At 65.6% G+C, this 10920-nt stretch carries 8 protein-coding genes and 1 other RNA gene; 7 read left to right on the plus strand and 2 right to left on the minus strand.

Annotation, left to right across the window (positions count from 1 at the left end; genetic code table 11):
• The first annotated feature begins 130 nt into the window (after window positions 1-130).
• The 3 genes from mutM to Y887_RS07990 all read left to right on the plus strand — a co-directional run bounded on the left by mutM (window position 131) and on the right by Y887_RS07990 (window position 3916).
• Window positions 131-946: a bifunctional DNA-formamidopyrimidine glycosylase/DNA-(apurinic or apyrimidinic site) lyase gene (mutM, locus tag Y887_RS07980; protein WP_046963853.1), complete on the plus strand. Its 816-nt coding sequence runs from the start codon at window positions 131-133 to the stop codon at window positions 944-946.
• 196 nt (window positions 947-1142) lie between these two features.
• On the plus strand, window positions 1143-2246 hold the full coding sequence (locus Y887_RS07985) for a DUF4380 domain-containing protein (RefSeq protein WP_046963835.1): 1104 nt from the start codon (window positions 1143-1145) through the stop codon (window positions 2244-2246).
• 68 nt (window positions 2247-2314) lie between these two features.
• Complete coding sequence (locus Y887_RS07990; RefSeq protein WP_046963854.1) at window positions 2315-3916, plus strand: glucan biosynthesis protein D; 1602 nt, start codon at window positions 2315-2317, stop codon at window positions 3914-3916.
• A gap of 45 nt (window positions 3917-3961) precedes the next feature.
• Here Y887_RS07990 and Y887_RS07995 read toward each other — a convergent pair whose 3' ends face one another.
• Together Y887_RS07995 and Y887_RS08000 are read right to left on the minus strand one after the other, a co-directional pair.
• The gene (locus tag Y887_RS07995) at window positions 3962-5206 is read right to left on the minus strand and encodes a GAF domain-containing sensor histidine kinase (RefSeq protein ID WP_046963836.1); all 1245 of its coding nucleotides are present in this window, start codon (window positions 5204-5206) and stop codon (window positions 3962-3964) included.
• Window positions 5207-5738: 532 nt separating this feature from the next.
• Window positions 5739-6374: a thymidine kinase gene (locus Y887_RS08000; RefSeq protein ID WP_046963837.1), complete on the minus strand. Its 636-nt coding sequence runs from the start codon at window positions 6372-6374 to the stop codon at window positions 5739-5741.
• Window positions 6375-6581: 207 nt separating this feature from the next.
• Here Y887_RS08000 and rep point away from each other — a divergent pair, with 207 nt between their 5' ends.
• From rep to Y887_RS08015, 4 genes are all read left to right on the plus strand, one after another.
• Window positions 6582-8558 carry a DNA helicase Rep gene (gene rep, locus Y887_RS08005; protein WP_046963838.1) on the plus strand — a complete coding sequence of 659 codons (1977 nt, stop codon included), beginning with the start codon at window positions 6582-6584 and terminating at the stop codon, window positions 8556-8558.
• A 61-nt stretch (window positions 8559-8619) separates the two neighbouring features.
• Window positions 8620-8695: non-coding RNA, sX9 sRNA (locus Y887_RS18815), on the plus strand.
• Between the two features lie 403 nt (window positions 8696-9098).
• Window positions 9099-9674, plus strand: a complete 576-nt coding sequence (locus Y887_RS08010) for a GNAT family N-acetyltransferase (protein WP_084725963.1) — start codon at window positions 9099-9101, stop codon at window positions 9672-9674.
• 152 nt (window positions 9675-9826) lie between these two features.
• On the plus strand, window positions 9827-10861 hold the full coding sequence (locus tag Y887_RS08015; RefSeq protein ID WP_046963840.1) for a DUF4272 domain-containing protein: 1035 nt from the start codon (window positions 9827-9829) through the stop codon (window positions 10859-10861).
• The last annotated feature ends 59 nt before the right edge of the window (window positions 10862-10920 follow it).

The following is a 10920-nucleotide window of genomic DNA, read 5'->3' on the forward strand; positions in this document are numbered from 1 at the left end:
CCTGCGGAAGCCAAACCATGAGCACGTACGCCAGATACGTGAGAAAGCCGAACGCGCCGATTGCTTTTCAGCGAGCACACCTCCATATGCTGCTGTGCCGGGACATGACCGGCTGTTTCTGGATGCCGCGATGCCAGAGTTGCCCGAAGTCGAAACTACCGTGCGCGGACTTGCGCCGCATCTGGTCGGGCAGCGCATCCATGGGGTCATTCTGCGTCGGCCGGACTTGCGTTGGCCGATTGCCGAGCAGATCGAGCGCCTGCTCCCTGGAGCCACCATCACGCAGGTCCGTCGACGTGCAAAGTACTTGTTGATGGATACCGATGCCGGCGGTAGCGCCTTGCTGCATCTGGGAATGTCCGGGAGCCTGCGTGTGCTGCCCGGAGATACCCTGCCGCGCGCACATGATCATGTGGATGTCAGCCTGGAAAACGGCCGTGTGCTGCGCTTCAACGACCCGCGCCGGTTCGGTTGCCTGTTGTGGCAATCCGACACACAGGTGCACGAATTGCTTGCGGCGTTGGGTCCGGAGCCATTATCGGAAGCATTTACTGGTGATTATCTTTATGCGCTGTCGCGCGGCCGTCGTGCTGCGGTCAAGACCTTTCTGATGGATCAGGCAGTGGTTGTTGGCGTCGGTAACATCTACGCAGCCGAGAGCCTGCATCGCGCGGGAATCAGCCCGCTGCGCGAGGCTGGAAAAGTGTCGCTTGCGCGTTACCGGAGCCTGGCGACCGCGGTAAAGGAGATCTTGGGTTATGCAATCCAGCGTGGCGGCACGACGTTGCGCGACTTCATCAGTCCGGACGGCGCGCCCGGCTATTTCGAGCAGGAACTGACGGTCTACGGCCGCGAGGGCGAGCCTTGCAAGCAGTGCGGGCGGACCTTGAAACACGCAACGATCGGACAGCGCGCGACGGTGTGGTGCGGCAATTGCCAACGCTGAGGCATGGCAGAATGCTTCAAGCCGTTCTGGCTGCCCTCCAAACCAAGTAGATCTGTTCGATCGAGATGCTGCCTTACGGATGAGCCGCAGGCCAGGCGATCACTGGCGCGACGTTCGCGGTAGAAAGGCGCGCACTGCTAGTGTCCACCGGCGGACCACGCCACACTCCATACGTCCTGCGTTCTGGAACTGCGTCATGCCCATCTCACGGCCTCTTTGCATTCCCCTGGCGGCTGGTGGGGCACTGGCGCTGTTGTTGTTTTGCAACGCGTATGCGGATGAGACCGCGACAACCGGCCTCGCGCCCGCAGCGCGCATCCAGTTGCGTAACGATGCGGTGGAGCTCAGCGCCACTCCGGCATTCGGGGGGCGAGTGCTGTCCTTCAACCTGCCCGGACAGCCCAGCGTGCTGAAGATCGGAGCGGCAGTGGATCGCCAACCCTCGCCAACGGTGTCTGCCAATGCGGGCGATATTCCGTATCTCGGTCACGACGTCTGGGTGGGGCCGCAGCGTCAGTGGTGGTTGCATCAGCAGGTCAATCTTGAGCGCAAGGCCGCCGCCGCGGTGTGGCCGCCGGATCCGTACCTGTCGTTGGCCACCACGCGTGCGCTGATGCATGGACCGACCGAGATACGTCTGCAAGGCGTGCCCAGCCCGGTGACTGGCGTGCAGCTGAGCAAGCGCATCGCGCTGTCCACGGTGCGCGCCGACACGGTGGAGCTGCAGGCCACGGCGCGCAACATCCGCAAGGAGCCGATCGCCTGGGATCTGTGGTTCAACACGCGCGTTGCGGCGAGTACGCGGGTGTTTGTACCGGTGGCCGATGCCGGCGCTGTTCGGGTGCAACCGCCCAGCGAGCCAGGGACGGTGCCGCCCGCATTCGGCCACCATGCGGGTGTGCTGGCGTTGCGTGCCGACGTGCGCGATGACGGCATGGTCCAGCGCGGCAAGGTGTTGCTGCAGCCTTCGGCAGGCTGGATGGCGGGCTTCGTTGGTGCGCAGGTGCTGGTGATCCGCTTTGCGCATCAGCCATTGGCTGCGATCCATCCGGAACAAGGACAGGTGGAGTTGTATCTGGATGCACCGCCCCTGCATCCCGAACAGGGCTTGCTGGAGATGGAAGTGCACGCGCCGTATCGCCAGCTCGCGCCGGGCGCGCAGATGCAGGCACAGGAGCAGTGGACGTTGCTGCCGTACCGCGGGCCGGACGATGCGCAGGCGCAGCGGCGATTCCTGTGCAGCAAGGCGAAAGAGCTGGCATTGGACAATGCCTGCGAAGCTGGATCGGCAGCGCCTTAGCTCCGCACGCGCGCGTCCGCGCCGGGCTGTGGCTATGATGGCGCCATTCCCCGATCAGACCGATGCGCATGCAACGACGCCACTTCCTGAAGAATGCCGCTTCCGCCTTGGCCGCGCTCGGTTTGCCGGCATTGCCGCAGTGGGCGTTGGCTGCCAAGGCGGTGGGGCTGCGTCGGCTCGGGCAGCCGCAACCGTTCGATTACGCATGGCTCAAGGGACAGGCGCGTGCGCTGGCCAAAGCACCTTACAAAAGCCACAAGCAGGTGCTGCCAGGCCCGCTGGAAGCATTGAATTGGGATCAGTATCAGTCGATCCGCTATCGGCAGGACCACGCATTGTGGGCCGACGGCAACGGCAAGTTCCAGGCGAAGTTCTTCCACCTGGGGCTGTACTTTCATACCCCGGTGCACATCTACGACATCGTCGATGGCAAGGCGCAGCAGCTGGCCTACGACCCGGCTGCGTTCGATTACGGCAGCAGCGGTCTGGGCGGCAAGCAGCTGCCCAAGGAGCTGGGCTTTGCCGGCTTCCGGCTCAACACGCGCAAGGACACCGACCGCGACTTTGCGGCGTTCCTGGGCGCGAGCTATTTCCGTGCAGTGGGCAAGGAAGGCCAGTACGGGCAGTCGGCGCGCGGGCTGGCGATCGACACCGGCACCGGTGGACCGGAAGAATTTCCGGACTTCATCGCCTACTACCTGGAACAACCGGCCGACGACTCGGACACCGTGGTGGTCTACGGCCTGCTGGATTCGCCCAGTGTCGCCGGCGCCTACCGCTTTGCCATCACCAATGGCGAGGTGCTGGTGATGGATATCGACAGCGCGCTGTACCCGCGCAAGGCCATCGAACGGCTCGGCATCGGCCCGTGCACCAGCATGTACCAGGTTGGCGAGAACGACAGCCGCATGGATTGGGACTGGCGCCCGGAGATCCACGATACCGACGGGCTGGCGATGTGGACCGGCGGTGGCGAATGGATCTGGCGGCCGCTGTGCAACCCGCCGCAGCTGCGCTTCAACATGTTTGTCGATGAGAACCCGCGTGGGTTCGGGCTGCTGCAGCGCGACCGCAATTTCGACCACTACCAGGATGACGGCGTGTTCTACGAGAAGCGCCCGTGCCTGTGGGTGGAACCCAAGAGCGGTTGGGGCAAGGGGGCGGTGCAGTTGGTCGAGATCCCGACCGTGGACGAGACCTTCGACAACATCGTGGCGTTCTGGAATCCGCAGGCCAAGCCGCAGCCGGGGCAGGAGCTGTTGATGGGCTACCGGTTGTACTGGGGCGCGCAGCCGCCGGCCAGCTCGCCACTGGCGCACTGCGTCGCCACCCGTACCGGCTTGGGCGGCATCGTCGGGCAGAAGCGCAGCCATTTTTCCTGGCGCTTTGCGGTGGACTTTGCCGGCGGCGACCTGCCTGCGTTGGTGAAGGACGCCAAGACCAAGGTCGAGGCGGTGATTCAGGTGTCGCGTGGCAGCACCGAGATCGTGTCGGCGCGTCCGCTGCATGAGCTCAAGGGCTATCGGGCGATGTTCGACCTGGTACCGCCGGATGACAGCATGCAGCAGATCGACGTTCGCCTGTACCTGCGCGCCAACGGCAAGCCGCTGACCGAAACCTGGCTCTACCAATGGACCCCGCCGCCGGCGAGCGAGCGCAAGATCTACTGAGCGTGCGGTGGGAGTGGGCGCCGCGCCATCGCCGGGGCGGCGCGCTCAGGCCGACGTGCTGCCGCTGACCAGGTGCATGCGCGCACGTGGCCGGGTGCACGCCAGCTCCACGCGGAAGCAGGTGCCGTTCTTGCCGCTGGTGATGTGCAGCTCGCCTTGATGCGCCTGTGCGATCTGTGCGGCCATGTGCAGGCCCAGATCCACTTCCGGCAGGGCCCGGCCGGCGGTATGCACGTGCGTGGAGGCGTGCAGCACATCCAGCCGTCGCGGCTCGATGCCGTCCAGATTGCAGACCTCAATGCGCAGGCGCCCCTGTTCGGTGATCGCGATCGCCTTGATCAACGAACTCTGCTGCCCCTGTACCACGGCGTTGATCATCATGCTGCCGAACATCTGCGCCAGACGCACCGCATCGCCGTGCACGGGCTCGTCGATGGCCACGTGCGTGGACAGCACCTGGTTGGGATAGGCGGCGCGGGTTTCGTCGACCACCTGCGACAGCGCATCGAGCAGATCGCTGCCGTTGCCGTAGTCCAGCTGCAGCCAGTCGCGCTCGATACCGCGGGCGAAATCGCAGGCGAAATCGATCAGTTCTTCCATGCGGCGCAGGCTGCGCTGCATCGAGCGTATCGACGCGCCCTGGCGCTGGTTGAGCGGGTCGATGGATAGCGCGTCCACCACGGCATGCATCGATTGCAGCGGGTTGCGCAGGTCGTGACCGAGGATGCCGATGAATTCCTCGCGCAGCCGTGCCGAGGCGCCGGCGCGGCCCAGTTCGCTGCGTGCGCGCCGCGACTCCTGTGCGCTCTCTTCGGCACGCTGCTCGGCCTGGATCTGCGCGGCCAGCAGCTGCGCCAGCAGCTCGACCTTTTCCACCATCGGCGCATCCATGACGCGCGGCAACGGGTCCAGCGCGCACAAGGTGCCGAACACGCTGCCATCGTCGAACTTGATCGGCACCGAGACATAGCTTTCGAAGCCGTACATCCGCGGCGTGGGGTGGTCGCGGAAGACCGGATGCTCGGAGGCATGGCCGAACCAGATCGCATTGCCCTGGGTGCGCACGCTGTCGCAGAAGGTGGTCACCAGCGGCAGTTCGTCGCCGGGCGCCAGTCCGAAGGAAAGATCATCCTGCACCTGGCAGGTGATCCAGCGCGTGTCGGTCACCCGCGCGACGGCGGCAAAGCGCATATCGGTCAGGCGGGTGAGAATGGTCAGGACATCGGGAACCGACGATAGCCGGCCAACACGCGCGATGTCTGCGCGTAATTCGGGAGGAAGCGGACTCATGAATTGCCTCCCGACAAGTGGATGGTCGCCAGTTTACAGGACTGTGGTTGCGCCTGGTTGCATGCGCATCGCTGCAACGACACGGCAACGATACGCTTGTTGCTGCGTGGCGGAAATACAACGGCGATCAACTGCCTGCAAGGGTTTAGCGGCGTAATACACGAGCATACCGGGGGTAGCGAGGGAACGGCATTCGGGCTGAATTCTTCAGCTACTTACCGCGCCGGTTACCTGTCCAAGGGCGAGCAAATACCCCGCGCGGAAACGTCCAGTCATTCAAGAAGTGGCGTGTTGCGACCTGCGCATCGTTACCATCTGGCGGGATCGGGCAACGGCCGCTGATGGCCGCTGCATGAAGGCCATATCTGCGCGTGGTCAACGCCTGGTCGAGTACGCAATGGCTTCGGCATGACGATGCCACCCTGGTCGGTCGACATGTCGATGGTCGGTCTCGTCGACGATGGGCATTGCCCGCCGCGGGCGACATTGTCAGCGGCGCGCTGCCGTTCAATCAGGGCGATGCAGTAGAGCGTTACGAGCCCGCAGGTGGCAGCGGCAGCGCGATCTGCAATGGGTCGATGCGGCCTTCGCCGCGCATGATCTTCTTGAACTCGGGGCGGCTGACCGACACGTAGCGCTCGTTGCCGCCGATCTCCACCTGCGGGCCGTCCTGCACCGCATGCCCTTGCGCGTCCACGCGCACGGTCATGGTGGCCTTGCTGCCGCTGTGGCAGATGGTCTTGATCTCCTCCAGCTCGTCGGCCCAGGCCAGCAGGAACTGGCTGCCTTCGAACAGCTCGCCGCGAAAATCCGTCCGCAGGCCGTAGCACAGCACCGGGATGCGCAGCCGGTCGACCACCTCGCTCAACTGCCAGACCTGCGCGCGGCCGAGGAACTGCGCCTCGTCCACCAGGACGCAATGCAGGGCGCCCTGGGCTGCGATGTCGCGCTCGACCAGCTGCTGCAGTTCGGTGTCGCGATCGAACGCGCGCCCGTCTGCGCGTAGGCCGATCCGCGATGCGACCACGCCGCTGCCGGCGCGATGGTCGAGTTTGGGCGTCAGGATCAGCGTGCGCATGCCGCGTTCGCGGTAGTTGTGCGCCGACTGCAGCAAGGTGGTGGTCTTGCCGGCATTCATCGCCGAATAATAGAAATAGAGCTTGGCCATCGGGCGATTTTACCGGGCCGGGCGGCGGCATGCAGCGGGCTGCGGGTGAGCGGTGCCGCCGGCTACCGGCCGGCGGCGGGTGCTGCTGCCGCGCTGCCGAACCTGTCCATCTGGTGCACCATGCCGGCGCAGCAGCCGAGCTGAATCCGGCGCGCCGGCCAGCCGCAGGCGGCGCCGGTACAATGGCCTGCTCTGTTGGAAGCCTCTATGCACGGTCTCAATCCCCCGCAAAGCGCCGCAGTGCTGCACTGCGAAGGTCCCTTGTTGGTACTGGCCGGTGCCGGCAGCGGCAAGACGCGCGTGATCGTGGAAAAGATCGCGCACCTGATCGCCACCGGCCGCTATCCGGCCAAGCGCATCGCCGCGATCACCTTCACCAACAAGTCGGCCAAGGAAATGCGCGAGCGTGTGGCCAAGCGCATCCGTGGCGATGGCGCCGAAGGCCTGACCATCTGCACCTTCCATGCGCTGGGGCTGAAGTTCCTGCAGATCGAGCACGCTGCGGCCGGGTTGAAGCGCGGCTTCTCGATCTTCGATTCCGACGATGCCGCCGCGCAGATCAAGGACCTGATGCATGGCGCCAAGCCCGATGCGATCGAAGATGCCAAGAACCTGATCTCGCGCGCCAAGAACGCCGGTCTGTCGCCGGAACAGGCGATGGCCGCAGCGCGCAGCAACCGCGAGAAGGAAGCGGCCAGCCTGTACGAGCGCTACCAGGCGCGGCTGACCACCTTCAACGCGGTGGACTTCGACGACCTGATCCGCCTGCCGGTACAGATCCTGGAAGCCAACGAAGAGATCGTGATGGGCTGGCGCGAGCGCATCGGCTACCTGCTGGTGGACGAGTGCCAGGACACCAACGATGCGCAGTACCGCTTGTTGAAAATGCTGGCCGGCCCGCGCGGCAACTTCACCTGCGTGGGCGACGACGACCAGAGCATCTACGCCTGGCGCGGCGCCAATCCGGAAAACCTGCAGCAGATGGGGCGCGACTACCCGGCGCTGGAAATCATCAAGCTGGAGCAGAACTACCGCTGCTCCAACCGCGTGCTGCGCGCGGCCAATGCCTTGATCGCGCACAACCCGCACGAGCACTTGAAGACCTTGTGGAGCGATCAGGCCGACGGCGAACGCATCCGGGTGTGGGAATGCCGCGACAGCGAACACGAGGCCGAAAAGGTTGCTGCCGAGATCTCGTTCCTGGGTACCGCCAAGCAGGTGCCGTGGAGCGATTTCTGCATCCTGTTCCGCGGCAACTTCCAGTCGCGGCCGTTGGAGAAGGCGCTGCAACTGCTGCGCGTGCCGTATCACCTGACCGGTGGCACCGCGTTTCTGGAGCGGCAGGAAGTCAAGGATGTGCTGTCGTGGCTGCGGCTGATCGTCAATCCCGAAGATGACGCGGCGTTCCTGCGCGCAGTGCAATCGCCCAAGCGCGAAGTGGGTGCGACCTCGTTGGCGCGGTTGGCCGAGCTGGCCAGTGCGAAGTCGGTGCCGATGTCGCGCGCGGCCGAATCGATGGGCGCGTTGCAGCATCTGCCGCCGCGTGCGGCCAATGGCCTGAGTGCGTTCACCGATATCCTGCGCGACATGCGCGAGCATTCGGCCACGATGCCGGCTGGTGAACTGGTGCGCACCCTGGCCGAAAAATCCGGCCTGCTCAACGACCTGCGCAATCAGTCCAAGGACGAAACCGGCTTCCAGCGGCGCAAGCGCAATCTGGACGAATTGGCCGAGTGGTTCGAAGGCGGCCCGCGTGGCGCCAGTGCCAGCGATCTGGCCGCGCAGCTGGCGCTGCTGTCGCGCAACGACAAGGACGATGGCGGCAACCAGGTGCGCATGATGACCATGCATGCATCCAAGGGCCTGGAGTTCCGCTATGTGTTCATCGTCGGCTGCGAAGACGGCGTGCTGCCGCATGAAGTGAGCCTGGAAGAAGGCAATCTGCAGGAAGAACGCCGCCTGCTGTATGTGGGCATCACCCGTGCCAAGGAGCAGCTGTGGATGAGCCACAGCAAGTTGACGCGCAAGTTCGGCGAGCATGTGCGGCTCAAGCCGAGCCGGTTCTTCGACGAGATTCCGGCCGAAGAATTGCAGCGCGATGGCGCCGACCCGGTGGCCGATGCCGAGCGCAAGAAGGAGCGCGCCAGTGCCGGGCTGGCGGCGATCCAGGCATTGTTCGACTAAGAGCGGCTACCAAAACTACTGTGCAGCCGCCAGGCGGGCGTGGCCGGTGCTCGGAATCGGCATGTACCACTCGTACACTCCGGTTCCTGCGCGTCGTCCGCACCCACCTGACAACTGCTCGCTACGTTTTGTCAGCCGCTCTAAGCGCGCAAACGAAACGGCCGCGCTCGTTCTCTCTCGGGACGGTGCGGTCGGCGGTTGATGCGACGTGGCTGCCCGCCACGACGATCCCGTACCCACGGCCTTTCGGGGGATGCTGTGGCAACCGTTGCAGGTGTGCGCTGTGCGTCAACGCGCCTGCGCTGCAGCCGCCGTAAGTGTCTGCAGCGCGCCGTCCTGCAATGGCAGCGCGGCATCGATGGGGTTTCCATCTGCCGTGCGTGACCGCAGGCCGCATGTGCGGTGACCGTTGCCGAGACGTCTAGTACCGCCCTTGCGCAACGTGGCGCTGCTCCACTGGATGATCGCGCTATCGCACCTGCCTGCATCGCGCGTCAGCCGGCTTGCCAGTCGCGCCTCTGCGCGGCAGTCTGGTTCTCCCTGCTGCCGGAGTGCGCCGTGACTGTGGTGATCGAAACTCCTCGTTTGCGCCTGCGCCTGCTCGATCCCGAGCGCGATGCCGATGCGGTGCTGGTATTGGTGAACGACCCTGGTTTTATCGCCGGTATCAACGATCGCGGCATCCGCACGCGTGAGCAGGCGCGTGATCATCTGCGCGACTGGGCGCAGGCGCATCACGAAACATACGGCTTCGCGCACTGGGCGGTGGAAACGCGCGAGCAGGGCGCGTTTGCAGGCACGCTGGGGCTGTTGTGCCGCGATACCTTGCCGGTGCCGCATATCGGTTTTGCACTGCTGCCGGAGCATCGCGGCAAGGGCTATGTGACCGAGGCCGGGCGTGCGGTGCTGGACTACGCGCGCGACGTGCTGGGGCTGTCGCACGTGTGCGCGATCGTCTCGCCGGACAATCCCGATTCGATCCGCGCCTTGGAAAAGCTTGGGCTGCACCGGCAAGGGGTGCGGGTGCTGAGTTCGGATGACGCCCCGGTGCTGTATTACACGATCGATCTGCGCGGCATGGATGGCCGGGCGAGCGCCGGCCCGTCTCCGGGCTAGGCGCGGTCAGCAAGACAAGCGCCTCGCGTTCGACGATGTGCGGTCGGTATCGGAACCGCCAGGCATCCTCGGACACGGTTGCGCCACGCCGTCCACATCCATCTGACGAGGACTCGCTACGCTTGTCAGCCACTTCGAAGAAGGACACCCGCATGCCGCTGCTGGTCAATGCCTATTCCACGTTGCGCGAACCGCGATGGCCGGACTTTCTGCCGCACGCCGCCGTGCAGCACCGCGACCATGCCGATCCGGAACTGACCAATCACCTGCACGGTTTTGTCGGCTACGTGAATCAGGCGGGCGACGGGCAGATGACCCAGTCGCGGTATCACCTGATGCGGCATGTGCAGCGGGTGCGGCAGCACTTCAGCTTCGAGGTCGACGACAGCGCATTCGGCGATCTGGCGCAATGGGCCGAGCAGGCCAATGCGGTGTGTTTTCTGGCCGATGGCAGCGTGCGCGACCCGCAGGGGCGTGTGCTGATCAGCCAGGGCGAGCCCGCGCTCGATGACCAAGCGCAGGTGCCGTACCCGCCGGATGCGCGCGAGCGGCGGGCGCATCACCTGGCGCAGCTGAGCGCGCAGGGCATCGGCGTACCGCCGAGCTTGCCGCCGGTGGCCGGCGAGGCCGAAGCGCGGGTGCGCGACGCGGCGGCGGTGAGGCAACGGATGCTGGCGTTGTTTGCGGTGGCCTTGCGTGCGGAGATGCTGGCCGCCGGCGATGCGCCACCGGCGTTGCACGAGGTGGAGGCACGGTTGCCCGGCGTGACGGCTGCGCTGTCGCCGCAGGAGCGCGCGTTCTTCGCCCAAGCGCAACCAGAACAGCAGATGCTGGCCAACTTCGGCTGGCGTTACGAAAGCTTGGCCGTGCTGCAGTGGGCGCTGGGCCTGGCCGACACCTTGCCGCAACCGACCGCCCTGTGCGACGTGCCGCTGGCCGCGCAACGCGCGCTGGACCAAGCGCAGGCGCCCGCACGCACGTCGCTAAGGCTGCGGCCGCTGCCCGAACTGCTGGATGCGTTGGACCTGCATCTGCGCCTGCACTGGGCCGTGCGCCAGGCCGGTCACACCCAGCAGGCACCGCCGGCCGGCCTCGTGCCCGGGGTGGTGTACGAGCGCCATTACGCGCTCAACTGGCTGCTGCATTTCGAAGACGCCGACTGGGATGAGGTCGATACCCCGACCTGAGCGGAGCGGGCACCGCCGCGACGTTGGTGCCGCCAGGCCCCCAGCGGCGTGCATCCGCA

This window comes from Xanthomonas pisi DSM 18956, assembly GCF_001010415.1.
Lineage (GTDB): Bacteria > Pseudomonadota > Gammaproteobacteria > Xanthomonadales > Xanthomonadaceae > Xanthomonas > Xanthomonas pisi.

Coding starts and splice junctions, on each gene's coding strand:
- rep (WP_046963838.1), top strand. CDS start 6,582: ATGCACGGTCTCAATCCCCCGCAAAGCGCCGCAGTGCTGCACTGCGAA.
- Y887_RS07995 (WP_046963836.1), bottom strand. CDS start 5,206: ATGAGTCCGCTTCCTCCCGAATTACGCGCAGACATCGCGCGTGTTGGC.
- Y887_RS08015 (WP_046963840.1), top strand. CDS start 9,827: ATGCCGCTGCTGGTCAATGCCTATTCCACGTTGCGCGAACCGCGATGG.
- Y887_RS08000 (WP_046963837.1), bottom strand. CDS start 6,374: ATGGCCAAGCTCTATTTCTATTATTCGGCGATGAATGCCGGCAAGACC.
- Y887_RS07985 (WP_046963835.1), top strand. CDS start 1,143: ATGCCCATCTCACGGCCTCTTTGCATTCCCCTGGCGGCTGGTGGGGCA.
- mutM (WP_046963853.1), top strand. CDS start 131: ATGCCAGAGTTGCCCGAAGTCGAAACTACCGTGCGCGGACTTGCGCCG.
- Y887_RS07990 (WP_046963854.1), top strand. CDS start 2,315: ATGCAACGACGCCACTTCCTGAAGAATGCCGCTTCCGCCTTGGCCGCG.